Origin of the sequence: Aequorivita iocasae (assembly GCF_016757735.1) — a bacterium.
Classification (GTDB): domain Bacteria; phylum Bacteroidota; class Bacteroidia; order Flavobacteriales; family Flavobacteriaceae; genus Aequorivita; species Aequorivita iocasae.
This window is the reverse complement of the sequence record NZ_CP068439.1, coordinates 3,281,908-3,298,701: the sequence shown is the minus strand read 5'-3', so window position 1 is coordinate 3,298,701 and position 16,794 is coordinate 3,281,908. Positions and strand designations below refer to the sequence as shown.

16 protein-coding genes, 1 other RNA gene and 1 pseudogene are annotated in these 16,794 nt (G+C 38.3%); 9 read left to right on the top strand and 9 right to left on the bottom strand.

Going from position 1 to position 16,794, the window contains the following annotated elements; all coding sequences use genetic code 11:
* Positions 1 to 4: 4 nt before the first annotated feature.
* From JK629_RS15170 to JK629_RS15160, 3 genes and pseudogenes are all read left to right on the top strand, one after another.
* Entirely contained in the window at positions 5 to 499 is a 495-nt protein-coding gene (locus JK629_RS15170; RefSeq protein ID WP_225626060.1) for a GNAT family N-acetyltransferase, read from the top strand.
* Positions 500 to 505: 6 nt separating this feature from the next.
* Positions 506 to 985: a nucleoside deaminase gene (locus JK629_RS15165; protein WP_202336440.1), complete on the top strand. Its 480-nt coding sequence runs from the start codon at positions 506 to 508 to the stop codon at positions 983 to 985.
* A 94-nt stretch (positions 986 to 1,079) separates the two neighbouring features.
* Positions 1,080 to 1,370: pseudogene (locus JK629_RS15160) on the top strand (lipocalin-like domain-containing protein); the annotation flags it as partial.
* A 50-nt stretch (positions 1,371 to 1,420) separates the two neighbouring features.
* On the opposite strand, the gene JK629_RS15155 reads toward JK629_RS15160, so the two are convergent.
* The 3 genes from JK629_RS15155 to JK629_RS15145 all read right to left on the bottom strand — a co-directional run bounded on the left by JK629_RS15155 (position 1,421) and on the right by JK629_RS15145 (position 5,319).
* The gene (locus tag JK629_RS15155) at positions 1,421 to 2,962 is read right to left on the bottom strand and encodes a hypothetical protein (RefSeq protein WP_202336438.1); all 1,542 of its coding nucleotides are present in this window, start codon (positions 2,960 to 2,962) and stop codon (positions 1,421 to 1,423) included.
* A gap of 113 nt (positions 2,963 to 3,075) precedes the next feature.
* Positions 3,076 to 4,161: a carboxypeptidase-like regulatory domain-containing protein gene (locus JK629_RS15635; protein ID WP_317193648.1), complete on the bottom strand. Its 1,086-nt coding sequence runs from the start codon at positions 4,159 to 4,161 to the stop codon at positions 3,076 to 3,078.
* Positions 4,162 to 4,272: 111 nt separating this feature from the next.
* Positions 4,273 to 5,319 carry a glutaminyl-peptide cyclotransferase gene (locus JK629_RS15145; RefSeq protein WP_202336437.1) on the bottom strand — a complete coding sequence of 349 codons (1,047 nt, stop codon included), beginning with the start codon at positions 5,317 to 5,319 and terminating at the stop codon, positions 4,273 to 4,275.
* 87 nt (positions 5,320 to 5,406) lie between these two features.
* On the opposite strand from JK629_RS15145, the gene ffs reads away from it, so the two are divergent.
* The 3 genes from ffs to fsa all read left to right on the top strand — a co-directional run bounded on the left by ffs (position 5,407) and on the right by fsa (position 7,126).
* Positions 5,407 to 5,505, top strand: an RNA gene (gene ffs / locus JK629_RS15140) — signal recognition particle sRNA small type.
* A 94-nt stretch (positions 5,506 to 5,599) separates the two neighbouring features.
* The gene (locus tag JK629_RS15135; protein ID WP_202336436.1) at positions 5,600 to 6,406 is read left to right on the top strand and encodes an SDR family oxidoreductase; all 807 of its coding nucleotides are present in this window, start codon (positions 5,600 to 5,602) and stop codon (positions 6,404 to 6,406) included.
* A 66-nt stretch (positions 6,407 to 6,472) separates the two neighbouring features.
* Positions 6,473 to 7,126: a fructose-6-phosphate aldolase gene (gene fsa / locus JK629_RS15130; RefSeq protein WP_202336435.1), complete on the top strand. Its 654-nt coding sequence runs from the start codon at positions 6,473 to 6,475 to the stop codon at positions 7,124 to 7,126.
* 68 nt (positions 7,127 to 7,194) lie between these two features.
* Here fsa and JK629_RS15125 read toward each other — a convergent pair whose 3' ends face one another.
* Positions 7,195 to 8,583 (bottom strand): TlpA family protein disulfide reductase, encoded by a 1,389-nt coding sequence (locus JK629_RS15125; RefSeq protein ID WP_202336434.1) that lies wholly within the window; start codon positions 8,581 to 8,583, stop codon positions 7,195 to 7,197.
* Between the two features lie 143 nt (positions 8,584 to 8,726).
* On the opposite strand from JK629_RS15125, the gene JK629_RS15120 reads away from it, so the two are divergent.
* Complete coding sequence (locus JK629_RS15120; RefSeq protein WP_202336433.1) at positions 8,727 to 10,352, top strand: ABC-F family ATP-binding cassette domain-containing protein; 1,626 nt, start codon at positions 8,727 to 8,729, stop codon at positions 10,350 to 10,352.
* A 16-nt stretch (positions 10,353 to 10,368) separates the two neighbouring features.
* On the opposite strand, the gene JK629_RS15115 is transcribed toward JK629_RS15120, so the two are convergent.
* From JK629_RS15115 to JK629_RS15105, 3 genes are all read right to left on the bottom strand, one after another.
* Positions 10,369 to 10,602 (bottom strand): DUF2007 domain-containing protein, encoded by a 234-nt coding sequence (locus JK629_RS15115; RefSeq protein WP_202336432.1) that lies wholly within the window; start codon positions 10,600 to 10,602, stop codon positions 10,369 to 10,371.
* 4 nt (positions 10,603 to 10,606) lie between these two features.
* On the bottom strand, positions 10,607 to 10,849 hold the full coding sequence (locus JK629_RS15110; RefSeq protein WP_202336431.1) for a putative signal transducing protein: 243 nt from the start codon (positions 10,847 to 10,849) through the stop codon (positions 10,607 to 10,609).
* 64 nt (positions 10,850 to 10,913) lie between these two features.
* Positions 10,914 to 11,630 (bottom strand): hypothetical protein, encoded by a 717-nt coding sequence (locus tag JK629_RS15105; RefSeq protein WP_202336430.1) that lies wholly within the window; start codon positions 11,628 to 11,630, stop codon positions 10,914 to 10,916.
* A gap of 157 nt (positions 11,631 to 11,787) precedes the next feature.
* Here JK629_RS15105 and JK629_RS15100 point away from each other — a divergent pair, with 157 nt between their 5' ends.
* Together JK629_RS15100 and JK629_RS15095 are read left to right on the top strand one after the other, a co-directional pair.
* Complete coding sequence (locus tag JK629_RS15100; protein ID WP_202336429.1) at positions 11,788 to 12,366, top strand: fasciclin domain-containing protein; 579 nt, start codon at positions 11,788 to 11,790, stop codon at positions 12,364 to 12,366.
* 97 nt (positions 12,367 to 12,463) lie between these two features.
* A complete protein-coding gene (locus tag JK629_RS15095; RefSeq protein ID WP_202336428.1) occupies positions 12,464 to 13,042 on the top strand; it encodes a fasciclin domain-containing protein in 579 nt (192 codons plus the stop codon).
* A 77-nt stretch (positions 13,043 to 13,119) separates the two neighbouring features.
* Here the strand turns inward: JK629_RS15095 and pheT are convergent, their stop codons facing one another.
* Entirely contained in the window at positions 13,120 to 15,546 is a 2,427-nt protein-coding gene (gene pheT, locus JK629_RS15090; protein ID WP_202336427.1) for a phenylalanine--tRNA ligase subunit beta, read from the bottom strand.
* A gap of 70 nt (positions 15,547 to 15,616) precedes the next feature.
* On the bottom strand, positions 15,617 to 16,783 hold the full coding sequence (locus tag JK629_RS15085) for an MFS transporter (protein ID WP_202336426.1): 1,167 nt from the start codon (positions 16,781 to 16,783) through the stop codon (positions 15,617 to 15,619).
* Between the last annotated feature and the right edge of the window lie 11 nt (positions 16,784 to 16,794).

Sequence of the window (16,794 nt, the reverse complement as noted above, 5' to 3'; positions counted from 1 at the left end):
AATAATGATTCGGACGGAAAGACTTGAATTAAGGGAATATACTTTAAACGATGCTCCCTTTATTTATAAGTTGATGAACAGCGAGGGCTGGCTTAAAAACATTGGTGACAGAAACATTATAACCATTGAAGACGCCGAAATCTATATTCAGAAGCATTATTTAAGTAGTTATGAAAAGCATGGGTTTGGGCCTTATTTGGTTGTATTAAAGGAAGATTGCACGCCAATTGGCTCGGCAGGTCTTTACAAGCGCGACAATCTTGAGCACCCAGATGTGGGTTTTGCTTTTTTGCCTGAATTTGGCAATAAAGGCTATGCCTTTGAAGCTTCAAAAGCCGTGATGCAGTTTGCTGCTGAAAAACTAAAAATTGAAACCATAGTGGGCATCACTATTCCACAAAATAATTCTTCGATAAAACTTTTAAAAAAACTCGGTCTTTTGGAAGTGGGAACTTATACCTATGAAGATGGAGAAGAACTTTTATTATTTTCAAATTAAAAAAAAATGATTACCCAAAAAGACAAACAATTTATAAAACGCGCCATCGAACTTTCCGAAAAAGGTATGGACAATAATGCCGGTGGCCCCTTTGGGGCAATTGTTGTAAAGAATGGCAAAATTATAGCTGAAGGTTTCAATAAAGTTACTTCCAGCAACGACCCAACTGCCCACGCTGAGGTTGTTGCCATTCGCAAAGCTTGTGATGAGCTTGGTTCGTTCCAATTAGACGATTGTATAATTTACACGTCCTGCGAGCCCTGCCCCATGTGTTTGGGGGCCATTTATTGGGCGAGGCCAAAGGCTGTTTATTATGCGTGCACAAAAGAAGACGCGGCAGAAATAGGCTTTGAAGATAATTTTATTTATGATGAAATAGATAAGAATATTGAACATCGAAATATAAATTTTATAAATCTAGAGCGGGAAGAAGGCCGAGAGGTTTTTAAAAAGTGGGAAGCGAAGGAGGGAAGAATTGATTACTAAATTTGAAATTCAAGAAAAAGCTGAAGATTATTATTTCGATTGGTATTTTTAGCAAGGCTATCTACTTTAAAATGCAAACGCACACGTAGCACTTCATCTTTATGAAAGGGGATATGAAAAAGCGGGAATGGATTTGCCGAATTTCAACGATTCCATTCCTGTGGAAACTTTAAAATATATCACAAAATCATACTGTTATACGGGGAATTATAAAGTTTCTGAAAAAGATAGCATTGTTTCGCATTTCAAGCTTTCCCACTCAAATCCTTCGAAATTTGGGTTGACCGCAGAGCGAAGGTTTTATTTCAGCGGAGATACCTGGGTAATGCAAGCCGTGGAGCGCAAAAACTCCAAGCTAATGTTGAAATGGTTGATGACAAAATAATTTCATACAAAACCTTTCAAAAGAATGTGTTTTGGAATAGGTATGATTGACTATTCGGCAGGAAATTCAGTAGCTTCGTAAGCTCCAGCATCTGGGTTGGTGTCTGGAGGGGATGGTCTAGGATTACCATTCAAATCTTCTGCGGGTCCAACCCCTATTTTACCAATTCCTTCGGCGCCAGAAGCGTCTTTTTCAATATTAAAATTATTCATTTCGGTATCTTGGAAAACAGGGTCTGCATTAAATACAGTGGCGGAGTATAAATTACTATCGCTAAAATCATATAAAGGGTCATCGCCAAATTCCCCCGTTGGGTCTTCAAAACGCAGTAAACAATTCTCAAAGTTGAAATTGAAAGCGGCCTCTGTATTTTGGAAAAGTGAAAACTCACGGCGCTCGTTGCCGTAAATGATACAATTCTTAAAGTCTGCTTTTATCAAGTCTGCCACAAATATCGCTTCTTCCGTTTCTAAACTATTGTCTATGGAAACAGCAGGAAAAGAACGGAAACCCTCTGTCCAGTAGTTTGCCAAAGTGGAATGTCTAAACTCGTAGCTTCCACCCAATTGGATAGCCAATGAGGATTGGCCACTGTTGTTGATTACTATATTTTCAGCGTCCACAAACCCTGTTCGTGCAAGCAAACCAACATTGGTGGAATTATAAATTTGTACGTTTTTAAGTTCAACTTCACAATTTTCTATCAATAAACCTACCGTGCTATTTTTTATCGTGGTAAAATTAAATTCATTGTTTACGCTTCCCTGGGTGAGCCAAATGGTTAGCCATTGGCCGGGAACATCTGCAAAGCCGGGTTCAAGTCGGTCGCCTTCAAAAATCACTTCGTTTTCCATCGCTTCCCTATCCAAGCTTTTTTCGCCCAAGGATTTCATGCTTCCATTTTCAGCTACAATTATTCCGCTTCCATTGTGAAAATGTACTCGAGCACCCGCTTCAACCGTGAGGGTTTTATTGCTGGGTACAGCTGCATAACCATAGATTACATACGGTTTTTCATTGGTAAATGTAAGTTCGTCATCTTCCAGAAAAAACCCTTTTACAAGGATATCCTCGCCGTTTTCGTCTTGTCCTAAGTTCAATGTTTCGTAAGTACCGTCGGCAAATTTCTCTGGAAACAAGAATACGGCATCTTTCACAAGGGTAACCAATTCAACTTTTTGTTCGTTTCCGCCACTGTCAAAAAGCAATTGGTCGGTATAAAGAAAATCTTTCGGGTTTGTGGGCAGGTTGTTGATATTAAAAGTGGTTTCAATAAAAATGAAGATACTGTCCTTAGCTAGAACCTGTACGTTTTCAAAAACCTTTCCGGGCACACCATCTACGTTTAAACGATAATTGGAGCCTTCACCCTGGGCCAAACGCACGCTTGGAATGTTTATATCTTCATCGCTACGGTTGTAAACTTTTAAATTGTAGGTACTGGATCCAATGTTTGAAAAAATAGTGTCCAGATAAACCGTATCTTTTGAAAACTCTAAGTTTCCGGTGCTGGCTACTGTTTCAAAATCGTTGCGGCAAGAACTCCACAATACTAGGCAACACAAAATCGCCAAACCGTATAAATACCTCATTCAATTATAATTTTGGTAAAAATATAACTTTTTATGAAGCTAATTATTGTATTGTGAAGAAGTTTTGGGGAGCCTTTATAGTATGAAGTTTACGGGAAGCAATTGGCTGGCACCTATTTGTTTTTTCGTTTGGCTTTTCGTTCCGCTTTTCTTCGTTCACGTTTTATTTTCATAAACTCGACTGAATTTTTATAGGCTTTTTTTGCTTTTTCATACCAATCAGGATCTTTTGGAGGCTGGTAATCTGCTGGAGTTTCCCAATAAATACCGCCCACAACCACTTCGCCCAGAAGAAAATCTCCCATATCCAGATTTACATCAATATTATTTGAAGTATTTGAAACCGTTACTTCTTTTGTCTCAAAGCCCACGTAGCTAAACACCAAAACATCGCCCGCTTTGGTTTCAATTTTATAATTGCCGTCAAAATCGGTTTGGGTGCCAGTAGAGGTTCCTTTTATAATTATGTTTGTTCCGGGGAGCGGCAGCCCGGTATCGTCGGTTACCGTTCCTTGGGTAAATACTGTCGCTTTTTCTTTTTCCATTTCCTTTTCCGGCTGCGCAACAATCTTGCGCATAACACTTGTATAGATACGACTCCCAGAGTCCATAAAAACATTTACAACAGCTTCTTTCCGCAACCTAATTATTTGATTTGGAAAATTCTCTTTGCTGAAAGTAAGAATTTCCTTGTCCAGTGTATAAATTTCATATTCCCCTTTTTTGTTGGTCCAAGCACGCGCTTCCGTTTCATTAGAGGTTATTTCAACATTTTGTAGCGGATTTCCATTTTCATCCCTTACCACTCCTGTAGTCTTTACATGCATTCTATCTGCATTATTGCTGAAACGGCCAATACCCATAGAAACCATTGGTTTTTCTGACCTTGAAATTTTTTCGGAATTGGGATTGTTTGAAAAAAGCGTCAACGGGAGCAGCATAGAGGCTGCGAGTGGGGCAAGGCTTTGCCTACTTTTACGCTCCAAATTCACCTCGCGATTGAGTTGTGATGTTTTTACCCTTCCGCAGGTATCTTTGCTTTTAGTGAGAATTTTAACCAATTCCTCATCGTTTTTAGATGTTAAATCGATAACTTCCTTTGTGCAGATATTACAAAATTTCCCCTTTTCGGTAGCGGTCATTTTTGCCCAGTCTTCGTGGCAGGGCTCTGGAATTTTGATTACGATGGATTTTTTCATAATAATTGGTTTTTGTTGATTCAAAGGAACCAAACATAAAACCATAAAAAAACCGCTTTTGAGTAAAGCGGTCGTTTCAATGAGGGAAATGTTTATTTGAAATTTTTTGTATTATTTCTCTAAGATCTCGATCTTGAAAAGCTTGTCCCAGTTTTTTCCGGTTATATAGAGAATGTTGGGCTCACCCTTATAGGCTATGCCGTTGAGTACATCCAATTCTGGGTGCTGGGTCACTTTGTCTTTTAGATCGGTTAAGTCTATTACCCCTTCCACGGCACCGTTTGAAGGGTCAATGATGGCGATGGAACCTTGCTGGTAAACGTTTGCGTATATTTTTCCTTCAACCCATTCCAGCTCGTTTACGCTATTTATTTTGCTGGTATTGGTGAAAATTTCAATATAATCCTTTTCAGCAAGTGTATTTGAATTTAATGTCCAAATTCTATCGGTACCGTCACTTTTATAAATATTCTTTTCCGCATCGTGGCAAAGCCCCCATCCTTCTTTACTTTTACCATAGACAAAAGTTCCGGTTTGTTCCATCGTTTCCAGATTGTAAATGAAGCCCGTTTTTTCACGCCACGTAAGTTGGTAAATTTTATTGTTTAGAATGGTGAGTCCTTCTCCAAAATATGGATCGGGCAGGCTTACTTTTTTAAGTACTTTGCCTGTTGTGTAATCCGTTTTCCGAAGCGATGATTGTTTGTACTGCCCAGTGCTTTCGTATAATGTGTCATTTTCAAATTCCAAACCTTGGGTGTAGGCTTTTATATCGTGCGGGTAGGTTTCAATTACTTTATAAGTGTATAGTTTTGGTTTTATGGAAGCAAGGAGCATAATTTTTTGAGAAGCCTCATATGCTTCGCCATCACTAAATATTTGAGCTTTTAATGTTTTTTCACCGAGCTTTTTTCCCGAAAGGGAAATTTTATCGCCAGAAATCCCAATCCTATCATTGTTTAAAAAATAAAGAACGGAATCAATTTCAATATTCTTTTTGTTGTTTAAGGAAATACTTAGCACATCTTCTGTGGTGTACGTTTTTTTGGGGTTGTTGATTTTCAGAGAAAAAATATCTTTTTTTTCCTCCGAATTACTACCGCAGCTGCCCACTAAAAGCCCTAATAAGGTAGCAACTAAAATGTTATGGATTTTCATTATGAACTATAATTTTTCTGCAAGGTATTTATTAAAATTGAACTATAAAAATGCTTGCGAAAACCTTAAAAAGCCTTATCTTTGCAGCGGCAAGTCCTACACAACCAGCTCCTGTTGAATCCCCCAGGGCGGGAACGCAGCAAGGGTATACGGTCGTAGCGGTGTGATGTAGGTAGCTTGCCATTTTTTGTGCGCTAAACTTTCGTTGAGCTCCAAAATTTCCTCTCTTTTCTTTTTTCTCTTTTCTTTTTTCTCGTCCTTTGCTTCTCAACAACCTTTTATGCCAACAACAGTACTCATCACAGGCGGTTCTTCAGGAATTGGTAAAGCCATTGGCGACTATCTTACTGAAAAAGGCTACCAAGTTTTTGGAACCAGCCGAAATCCAGAAAAAATTACAAATTCTGTGTTTACGCTTCTAAAAATGGACGTCAACAATATAGACTCTATTAACGCTGCTATTGCTGAAGTATTGAAGAATGTAGAAAAAATTGACGTTGTAATCAACAATGCTGGGGTAGGTATTACCGGACCCATCGAAGAAACGCCGGAAACAGAAATTAAAAAAGCCTTCGAAACCAATTTATACGGCCCTATAAACGTAATAAAAGCCGTATTGCCCCAAATGCGCAAGCAGGGTTTTGGGTATATTTTGAATATTACTTCAATCGCAGGATATATGGGGCTTCCGTACCGGGGTATTTATTCAGCTAGCAAAGCTGCGCTGGAAATTACCATTGAGGCAATGCGAATGGAGACGCTTCAGTTTGGCATAAAAATGACCAACATCGCTCCGGGAGATTTTGCCACCAATATTGCCGCTAGTCGCTATCACGCACCAATTCTGGAAAATTCTCCATATAAAAATGACTACGGAAATACACTGAAAATGATGAACACGCATGTAGATAATGGCGGAAATCCCTTGCAAATGGCAAAAGCGGTCCATAAAATAATTGAAACCGAAAACCCCCGAATTCATTATAAGGTGGGCTCTTCATTGCAGAAAATTTCTATTGTGCTAAAAAGAATTCTGCCCGATAAGGTTTATGAACGTATGCTTTTACGGCATTATGGGTTGAAGTGATTATGATATTTAAGTATTATCTGTGAAAACTTACTTATTTTTGTAATCTAATTTGAAAGTGCCAATATGAAATTCTTTATCGATACCGCAAACCTTGACCAAATAAAAGAAGCCCAAGACTTGGGTGTACTCGACGGTGTAACCACAAATCCTTCGTTAATGGCAAAGGAAGGCATTACCGGGCGCAACAATATCTTGAAACATTATGTGGACATTTGCAATATTGTGGACGGCGATGTTTCAGCAGAGGTAATTGCAACCGATTTAAAGGGAATGATAAAAGAAGGCGAGGAGCTTGCAGAGCTTCATCCACAAATTGTGGTAAAAGTACCAATGATAAAAGAAGGGGTAAAGGCAATTAAATACTTCACAGACCACGGAATCCGTACCAATTGTACCTTGGTTTTTTCGGCAGGCCAAGCCTTATTGGCTGCTAAAGCGGGAGCAACTTACGTTTCCCCTTTTATTGGAAGATTAGACGATATTTCAACAGATGGACTGGAACTGATTGCAGACATCCGCTTGATTTATGACAATTACGGTTTCGAAACCCAGATTCTTGCAGCCTCCGTACGCCATACCATGCACGTTATAAATTGCGCAAAAATAGGTGCTGATGTAATGACCGGGCCTCTATCGTCAATTGAAGGTTTGTTAAAACATCCTTTAACTGATAGTGGTTTGAAACAGTTTTTAGAAGATTATAACAAGGGCAATTAAATGGAACGGAAGCGCTATTTGTAACGGAATAAAAAGTTGGTTTTTTTTATTGGAGTGTTCGGGAGGGATTATTTATTAAGAAAACCTAAAAGCAGTTCTTCAAAATTTGCATTGAACATATTTGTTTTTCCCTCAAGAATTACTCCATTTTTATCCAGAATTATTGCGCCGTTTATGTATTTCAGTAAGAGTTTCTTTTCGGCATCGTTCAAGTTTTCTATCTGGAATTCTTGTGTCGGGTTATAGCTTGAGTTAATAATGGTCTGGCGCCATTTTTTATAATGAGTGTCGGTATTTATGCCCAAAAAATCATATTCGGGATATTTTGATTTTAACTCGGCGGAACGATTGTGAATATTTTTATAATGCGCAGGTGATTGCCCAGACCAGAAATAAATTACCGTGGGCGCTTTGATTAGGCTCAATAAATCCTTCACCACATTTTCGGTATTTACTAGCGCCACATTTGGAATTGTATTTCCCGGGGTAAGTTTAATGGTCGCTTCATACATTTTTCCCACTTCTTCAACATGTTTTTTGTCGGTATTCATTTTAGAGAATTCCTCAAAAAACTTACTTTCTTCCTTAGCATCGGTCGCGTTTATCAAGTACCACAACGCGTTATAACGCAACAAGCTGTTTTTTAAAGTATCAGAAGTTATCATGCTGTCAATTAGCTGGATTTTTCTGAAATTAAAATCGAATGAATTGCGATCAACATTTGAATTGATGCCATATTCTGAAAAAACCATGTTTTCAAAATAACGGTTCATAAAACGATAATAGGGATAATAAAATTTCAGTTCATCCCTTTCAAAATCTATATCTTTTCTATAATCAAAAAAGTTTTTGTCAAATTTTTCTACATTGTTTCTATTGGCCGCGGCGTATTTTTCTTTTTTAATGAAATAATCATAGGTAATGTTAGCCAGTGCAGCATTTTTAAAATTTTCTGAAACCTCATTCTTTTCAATGAAATCATTATATTCCTGAAGCTTTATTTGTTTAAGTGAATCTATTTTGCGGGTAAATTCCTCTGAAGGTAGTGTGTACCACTTGGTCAGATTATTGTTTTCAGACTCATTCCTCAAATACAGATACATCAATAAATTGTTTTGTTCTCCGCCCCTTCCGGAATATGCCAAAGACTCATCAAAATCCCTTGTGTTTATGTGCATCAACAAACTATCGCCAGGTTCTATGTAGAACACCTGCGATTCACTGTGCTTTAAATTATAGAGTCCTGGAGATATTTTATCCGTCTTGTATAAAAAGAAGTTGTTGGAGTCCAATTTTACGGTGTCCAGAATGTCCTTTCCTCTTGAAAAAATAATATAATCTAGCGTTGGATTTACTATTTGACCTCCTATCCAGGTAGTCTGTACAGCGTTTTCTTCCTTGTCTTTGCAGGATAGTACTAGAATAAATATTAAAAATGGGAGTAATTTTTTAAACAATAGCACTTAGTTGAAGATTTATGAACAAATGTAGCCGACCCGTATATGGCAATTTGTTAAATGGTAGTTAAAAGGATTATAAAAACGTTAATGTTTTCAGAGTGTCGCTTAAATACCTACTTTTGCGCAAAATTTAAAAATTTATGCTTTCAGTTTCAAATCTTTCGGTACAATTTGGTAAAAGAGTCTTGTTTGACGAAGTGAGCACACAGTTCACAAGTGGCAATATTTATGGCATTATTGGTGCCAATGGAGCCGGAAAATCTACCTTTTTGAAAATCATTTCAGGCAAGCAGGATCCTACTTCCGGCCACGTTCATTTAGAGAAGGGCAAGCGCATGTCTGTTCTGGAGCAAAACCACAACGCATATGATGATTATAATGTTTTGGAAACAGTGGTTCGTGGCAATAAGGAATTATTCTCCATAAAAACCCAAATAGATAAACTTTACGAAGATTATACAGATGAAAACGCTGAAAAAATTGGCGAACTTCAAGTAGCTTTTGAAGAAATGAACGGATGGAACGCTGATAGTGATGCCGCGGCAATGCTTTCAAATTTAGGCATTGACGAAAGCTTGCATTATACCATGATGAAGGATTTGGACGGAAAACAAAAAGTACGTGTGCTTTTGGCACAGGCACTGTTTGGAAATCCAGACGTGCTTATTATGGATGAGCCTACCAACGATCTTGACTATGAAACGATCAGTTGGCTGGAAAACTTTTTAGCAAATTATGATAACTGCGTAATTGTGGTTTCACATGACCGTCACTTTTTAGACTCCGTTTGCACACACATTAGTGATATTGACTTCGGAAAAATTAACCATTACAGCGGTAACTATACTTTTTGGTATGAAAGTAGCCAACTTGCGGCCCGTCAGCGCGCTCAGCAAAATAAAAAGGCCGAGGAAAAGCGCAAAGAGCTACAGGAATTTATTATGCGTTTCAGTGCAAACGTAGCAAAGAGCAAGCAAGCAACATCCCGAAAAAAAATGCTCGAAAAGCTAAATGTTGAAGAAATAAAGCCTTCCAGCCGCCGTTATCCGGCAATTATTTTTGAACGCGAGCGTGAAGCAGGCGACCAGATTTTAAATGTAGAAAACCTTTCTGCTTCTATTGACGGCGAAGTACTTTTTAAAAATGTGGACATCAACTTGGCGAAGGGCGATAAAGTGGTTATTTATTCACGAGATTCCCGAGCTGCCACGGCATTTTATGAAATATTGAATGGGCACGCAAAACCGGATACGGGTTCCTTTCAATGGGGAATTACCACAAACCAAAGTTATTTGCCTTTAGACAATGAAGAGTTTTTTCAAAACAATCTTTCGTTGGTAGACTGGTTGCGTCAATACGCTAAAACAGAGGAGGAGCGCGAAGAAGTTTTTCTTCGGGGCTTCTTGGGAAAAATGCTCTTCAGTGGTGAAGAGGCCTTAAAGAAAAGCAGTGTGCTTTCTGGAGGCGAAAAAGTGCGCTGTATGCTAAGCCGGATGATGATGCTACGCGCTAATGTTTTGATGCTTGATGAGCCTACAAACCACTTAGATTTGGAATCCATTACAGCTTTTAACAATTCATTAAAAAATTTCAAGGGAACGGTTTTATTGACCACGCATGATCATGAGTTTGCCCAAACGGTAGGTAACCGCATTATTGAACTTACCCCCAACGGTGCGATTGATCGCTATATGAGTTTTGACGAATATATGGGTGATAAAAAAATTAAGGAACTGCGCGATAAAATGTACGCAGTTGAAGCTTAAAAAATTGGCGACCAATTTAGTGGTCGCCAATTTCTTTTAAGAATTCTTCAATGGTTTCTTTTGCCTTTTCAAATTCGTCCTTTCGTATAAAAATCATTGTTTGGTTGGCAATGCTCATTGTAAAACCCGCACGTACACTACTGTCATGATCGTTTCTTTCAATAGGGTTAATGCCAATTTCATTCAATCTGGCTACAAGACCTTTGGCTATTAATGTTGGGCCCGTGTAAATTCGTTTTGTTTCAGACATACACTTATTCTTCTGTCTCTTTTAAAAATGAATCGACAATTGGCTGGGCTATGGCAAGCTCGTCCTTGCGCACAAATACCCGCACTTGATCATCAAATTTATTTCCGTAACCAAACATAACGCCACTCTGCTGGTCATCCCTGAGGATTGGGGTAATATTTGCTTCTTCCAATCTTCCTACGAGCGCCTCGGCCATAATATCGGATCCAGTATATATTCTAATTGTTTCTTCTGTGTTTTCTGACATCTTTTTATAGTTTGTTATTGCTTAATTTATTTAAAAGATTTTTTTTAATACTGACTTGGGAAACTCAAGCATTGTAATATTTACTGTTCCAAATGGCGCCATTGAAATTTTTTCCCTTGGAGAAGCCATAAAAAATGACCATTCCACCCACACCCTTAAAAATAATAAGAAACAAAAACAAATACTCCTGAAAACTCCCCATAGGAGTAAACCATTGCATGGGCATTAACGCTGTTATTATTAAACTGAGCACGGCAACCATAAATACTAGATTCTCAAAACTTTTGTATGGCCACATCAACAATTTTCTAAAGGGATGCAGATCATTTCCCCATTTGTGAATAAGGTAAAAATAATCATTTCCCATGGGCGCAAAAAGTAACGGATCGTCTGCGTTTTCAAGCTTCAGTAGTTTTGCTGGAGCCAAAATTTTGAAATTTTTAAGGGCAATACCGTGCTTTTTTTCTAAGTTTCTTATTTCTGAAATGGCCTCTTCGGGAAAACCTGCCTTAAAGTAACGTGAATCCAAAAAGCGTAAACGGTAGTTCACGCAAAGATTTTTAATATCAGCAAGATGAAAAATTTGCGAACTTTCTAGCAGATCAAAATTGAAATTGTTTTCAATTTCTTCAGATTTTTCGTTTAAATTAGAAAGGATAGCTTCGCGCTGGGTTTCATTTTCAGAAAAAATCCTCTTTACCTCAGTCATAACAGACGCTTCACCAATCCGTATGGAGCGGTATTTGAGTAACTGCTTTTCAATATTTGTTCGCGAAAACATGGGCTGCATTTTTTTTAAAAACTAAATTTACATAGTACAATTCACCAAAACAACAATTTAACACAGTTTGGTTGAAATTTTAAATATGTAGAACCTATTTGGCTTTCTCTCAATATTGGCTTTGTATTTGTTATATTTACAATCTTAATTTTTTTATATGAAAATCAACACTATATTTCTGATACTTTTTACAATTAGTTGTGGAGCAAATGTTTCTGCACAAAAATACAAATCCACTAAAAGTGATGAAGTTTCCAAAATATTTGGTGAAAGTAACTTTACATCAAATAAAACTTTTTATGAAAATATCGAAAAGGCCCCAAATTTTACAGTTTTGGCTAAGGTGTTAAAAAACGAATCCTTAAGAAAGAAACTGGAAAATCAAGAAATGGTAACAATTTTTGCTATTTCGGATGAAGCCTTTTTGAATTTATCAAAAAAAAATCGGGATTCCATTTTAGACAATACATTGGTAATAAATTCGGTAGTTAAGTACTTGGCAGTGCCAGGCAGGGTAGATAGTTATGCATTAAAAAATGAAATAGCCAAAAATGCCGGAACCATTTATCTGAAAACACTAGATGGTCAAAGTTTAGGGGTTCGAGAAGTAAATGGGCAGTTGCAACTGGTAGATTCTGAAAAAGGAACAGCAACGGTTATCGCCTCAGATTTTTACCATAAAAATGGTTTTTTCCATATTATAGATAAAGTGATTTTTCCACCTAAGGAAGATTAGTTTATAAAAGTTAAATAAACCTTAAAGTCTGGAAATTGCAAAACCGCAGTTTCCAGACTTTCGTTTATAGGTACATAACATAAACTAAAAACACATTATGAAATCAAAACTTATTACAACAGCATTATTTTCTATTGCCCTGGTGGCCGGAACAACATCAATTATTGCACAGGACAAAATGATGAAAAATGAAAAAACAGTAATGGTGGGGGGTGCCGAAATGTACCCCTCCAAAACCATTGTGGCAAACGCCGTAAACTCAAAAGACCATACAACACTGGTTGCAGCGGTAAAAACAGCAGATTTGGTTGAAACGCTACAGAGTGATGGGCCATTTACTGTTTTTGCCCCAACCAATTCAGCATTTGAAAAACTACCCAAGGGAACAGTTGAATCTTTACTTAAACCTGAAAATAAAATGAAATTGCAGACCATCCTAACGTATCACGTAGTTTCAGGAAAGCACAGCGCCTCAGATATTAAAAAGGACATAACAAAAGCTAATGGAAAAGCAACCTATAAGACTGTGAGTGGTGGAACTTTAAGTGCAACTATGAAAGGCAAAAATATAATGCTAATGGACGAAAACGGCGGAATGGCTACTGTAACAATAGCAGATGTAAACCAATCAAATGGTGTAATTCACGTTATTGACAGTGTTGTTTTGCCTAAATAAAAATTTGTCTCCAAATCCCAATTATTTAAAAAGAAAACAGCGACCCAAAAGTCGCTGTTTTTTTGTAGTATATGTTTTTAGCGAAGGACAGCCCCAAAATCATTTTCAAATTTTTGCTGTAGTTTGCCCATTATCTTATCAATTTGCTTATCCGTTAATGTTTTTTCTTCATCTTGAATGGTAAAGCTTATGGCATAACTCTTTTTGCCCTCGGGCAGGTTTTTACCTTTATACACATCAAAAAGTGTAACACCTTTCAATAATTTTTTTTCTGATTGAAATGCTGCGTTGCGCAAATCTCCAAACTTTACTGAATCGTCCAAAAGAAGTGCGAAATCCCGCTGGGCAGCAGGAAATTTAGCAATCGGTTTTAACTTGAAGTTGCCTGCCGGTATTTGTTTCAAAACCAAATCCCAATTGAAATCTGCGTAAAAAACTTCGGCCTCAACATCAAGTTCTTTGGTGATTTTGGTCTTTACAATTCCAAATTCCACAAGTATATCTTTATTTCTTTTAAAGGCGATAGCTTCCGAAAAAACATCATTCTCTGGGGTTTCTTCCGTGTAATTATCAAGTCCCAACCCTTCCATGATTGTCGTAATGACACCTTTTCCGAAGAAAAAATTACTTTTCGCATCCGGAGTTGCCCAGTTGCTCTCGTTTTTTAAACCTGTTACAAAGAGCGACAAATGCTTGGTTTCGGTTCGACCGCCCGGAAAGTTGTGGTAGGTTTTCCCGAATTCAAAAAACTTTAAATTGTTATTTTTACGATTGCTGTTGTATTCAATAGCTTCTAGACCAGAAAAAAGCATAGATTGCCGCATAACGGATAAATCCTGACTCAACGGATTGAGCATGGCAACGTTGTAATTTTTCTTTATAGTTTCACTCAGCGTTGAATATTTTGAGGAGGTAAGGGAATTGTTCAACATTTCGTGGAAACCGATGGCCGTAAGCCGTGAGGCAATTTTATTTTGAACGGAATAATCTTCCCCCGGCAAAATGGTTGAAATGGAAGCATTCAGTTTTTGTGTAAATTTTACGTTGTTGTAACCATACACCCGCAGTATTTCCTCAATTACATCCACATCGCGAGTAACGTCGTTTCGGTAAGCGGGAATGGTCATCCCGATGCCAGTTTCGGTTACATTGTTCACTTTCATCTCAAGCGAAGTAAGAATTTCCTTAATGGTTTCTTTCGGAATTTCTTCCCCAATCAATTTATTAGCTTTTTCAAAATTTAAAAATACCTGATGGTCCTCTATCTTTTTTGGATACACATCAATCAAATCACTGGTTATTTGTCCGCCAGCGATCTGCACAATCAAAATGGCCGCGTGGCGTAGAGCATAATCAGCTATGTTTGGGTCTATTCCTCTTTCAAAGCGGAAGGAAGCATCAGTGCTCAAGTTATGGCGCTTCGCGGTTTTGCGGATGCTGACAGGGTTAAAGTAAGCACTTTCCAAGAAAATACTGGTTGTGTTTTCTGTGACCCCGCTATTAATTCCGCCAAAAACACCAGCGATACACATGGGTTTTTCGGCATCGCAAATCATTAAATCTTCCTCGTGAAGCTCACGCTCAATGCCGTCAAGCGTGGTGAATTTTGTGCCCGAAGGAAGTGTTGTCACATTTACAACATTTCCCGCAATTTTTGAGGCATCAAAGGCATGGAGCGGTTGGCCAAGTTCGTGGAGTACGTAATTGGTGATATCCACAATATTATTAATAGGTGAAAGCCCGATAGCTTTCAATCTATTTTGAACCCAGGCAGGGGAAGCCCCAACCTTTAAATTGCTGATGGTAATTCCACAGTACCGGGGTGCTAAAGCGTTGTCTTTAACCCTTACATCAATTTTTAAAGTACGATTGTCTATTCTAAAACTACTTGTAGAAGGGGTATTTAATTTTGTGGAAATATCCTTGTGAAGCAAGCCGGCCTTTAAGTCGCGCGCTACACCCCAATGACTCATGGCATCGGCACGGTTTGGGGTGAGGCCAATTTCAAAAACTTTGTCGTTTTCAATTTCCAACACTTTGGCTAAAGATGTCCCGGCTTTTATTTTTGCGTCCAAAATCATAATTCCGTCGTGTGATTTTCCCAGCCCCAGTTCGTCTTCGGCACATATCATTCCTTCACTAACCTCACCACGGATTTTACCTTTGTTTATTTGCCAAGTTTTATCTTCAGCGTCATAAAGTGTAGTGCCTACTGTGGCTACCGGAACTTTTTGACCAACAGCAACATTGGGTGCGCCGCAAACTATTTGTATAGGTTCGCCAGTACCAATGTCAACTTTGGTTACTTTCAATCTATCTGCATTGGTATGTTGGGTGCATTCTAACACGTGGCCAACCACAACACCTTCCAAACCGCCCTTTACGGAACAAAAATCTTCTATTCCTTCTACTTCAAGACCTAGGTCTGTCAATAATTCGCCAGTTTTTTCTGCGTCCCAAGGAAGGTTTATAAATTGTTTTAGCCAGTTGTATGAAATTGTCATAAGTGTAAAAATCTTAACAGTGGGCAAAGATACTATTTCCTTTAAAGTTGAAAGTTGAAAGTTTAAAGTTTTAAGCTGAAAGTTTTAGTTGAAGAAAATAAAAAACCACGAAAATAGTTGCTATGGCTGTTATAAAAAAAGTAACGTTTGCACCAAAATAGAACCACAACAGTCCCGCCATTACACTTGCCGCCATTGCCAGTATGCTTTGGAAAGCGGTGTAGGTTCCCACGGCCGTTGCGGTGTTTTCATCTTTGCAAATGTTTGTAATCCAAGCTTTTGAAATGCCCTCAGTAGCGGCGGCATAGATTCCGTAGCCGAAGAAGAGGGCTATGATGGTGTATAGGTTAGTGGTTAAACCCATTCCGAAGTAAACCAAACTGAATATTATTAATCCGAATAGGAACATTTTTTTCAAACCGATTTTATCTGCAAAGCTTCCCAGCGGATAGGCTGTGAGGGCGTAAATTAAATTGTAGAAAATGTAGATGCCGATTACCCAAGTATCGTCCAGTCCTGCATCTTTCGCTTTTAAAAGCAGAAAAACATCACTGCTGTTGAAGAGGGCAAAAAACAGAAGTCCACGAACTACTTTTCGGTATTCTGCAGAACTTTGCTTCCAGTATTTTATGAAGGAGAAGAAATTTATTTTCTTTTTTTGAGAAGTAGTTTCTATTTTTTTGTCTTTCAAAAGAAATGAAGCAACAACAGCTAAAACCCCCGGGATGAAGGCGATGTAAAATAAATTGATATAATCTTCGGGATAGAAATAGAGATACACCAAAGCTAAGGCTGGGCCGAGGACGGCACCAAACGTATCCATGGACCGATGGAAACCAAAAACTTTTCCTTTGTTGGTTTTATTCGTTTCTGCGGAAAGCATGGCATCGCGTGCGCCGGTTCTTATTCCTTTGCCGAGACGATCTGTGGTTCTTGCAAAGAAAATCCACAACGGATAAACGAAGAATGCCATCATCGGTTTTGAAATGGCGCTGAGCGAATAACCTAATTGCACGAAGGGCGCTCGCTTTACTTTACTATCGGAAAGTTGGCCAAAATATCCTTTGCTCAATCCTGCCACAGCTTCAACTAAACCTTCCAAAATACCTATTAAGAGTATTGAAAACCCAATGCTTTTTAAATAGATGGGCATTATTGGATAGAGTATTTCGCTTGCCATGTCTGTAAACAGACTGACAAGGGATAGGATCCAGACGGTGCGGGTAATTGGTTTCAAGGGCTTGGACA

Coding starts and splice junctions, on each gene's coding strand:
- JK629_RS15110 (WP_202336431.1), bottom strand. CDS start 10,849: ATGTCAGAAAACACAGAAGAAACAATTAGAATATATACTGGATCCGAT.
- JK629_RS15100 (WP_202336429.1), top strand. CDS start 11,788: ATGAAAATCAACACTATATTTCTGATACTTTTTACAATTAGTTGTGGA.
- JK629_RS15145 (WP_202336437.1), bottom strand. CDS start 5,319: ATGAAAATCCATAACATTTTAGTTGCTACCTTATTAGGGCTTTTAGTG.
- fsa (WP_202336435.1), top strand. CDS start 6,473: ATGAAATTCTTTATCGATACCGCAAACCTTGACCAAATAAAAGAAGCC.
- JK629_RS15155 (WP_202336438.1), bottom strand. CDS start 2,962: ATGAGGTATTTATACGGTTTGGCGATTTTGTGTTGCCTAGTATTGTGG.
- JK629_RS15120 (WP_202336433.1), top strand. CDS start 8,727: ATGCTTTCAGTTTCAAATCTTTCGGTACAATTTGGTAAAAGAGTCTTG.
- JK629_RS15170 (WP_225626060.1), top strand. CDS start 5: ATGATTCGGACGGAAAGACTTGAATTAAGGGAATATACTTTAAACGAT.
- JK629_RS15105 (WP_202336430.1), bottom strand. CDS start 11,630: ATGTTTTCGCGAACAAATATTGAAAAGCAGTTACTCAAATACCGCTCC.
- JK629_RS15635 (WP_317193648.1), bottom strand. CDS start 4,161: ATGAAAAAATCCATCGTAATCAAAATTCCAGAGCCCTGCCACGAAGAC.
- JK629_RS15095 (WP_202336428.1), top strand. CDS start 12,464: ATGAAATCAAAACTTATTACAACAGCATTATTTTCTATTGCCCTGGTG.
- JK629_RS15165 (WP_202336440.1), top strand. CDS start 506: ATGATTACCCAAAAAGACAAACAATTTATAAAACGCGCCATCGAACTT.
- JK629_RS15115 (WP_202336432.1), bottom strand. CDS start 10,602: ATGTCTGAAACAAAACGAATTTACACGGGCCCAACATTAATAGCCAAA.
- pheT (WP_202336427.1), bottom strand. CDS start 15,546: ATGACAATTTCATACAACTGGCTAAAACAATTTATAAACCTTCCTTGG.
- JK629_RS15135 (WP_202336436.1), top strand. CDS start 5,600: ATGCCAACAACAGTACTCATCACAGGCGGTTCTTCAGGAATTGGTAAA.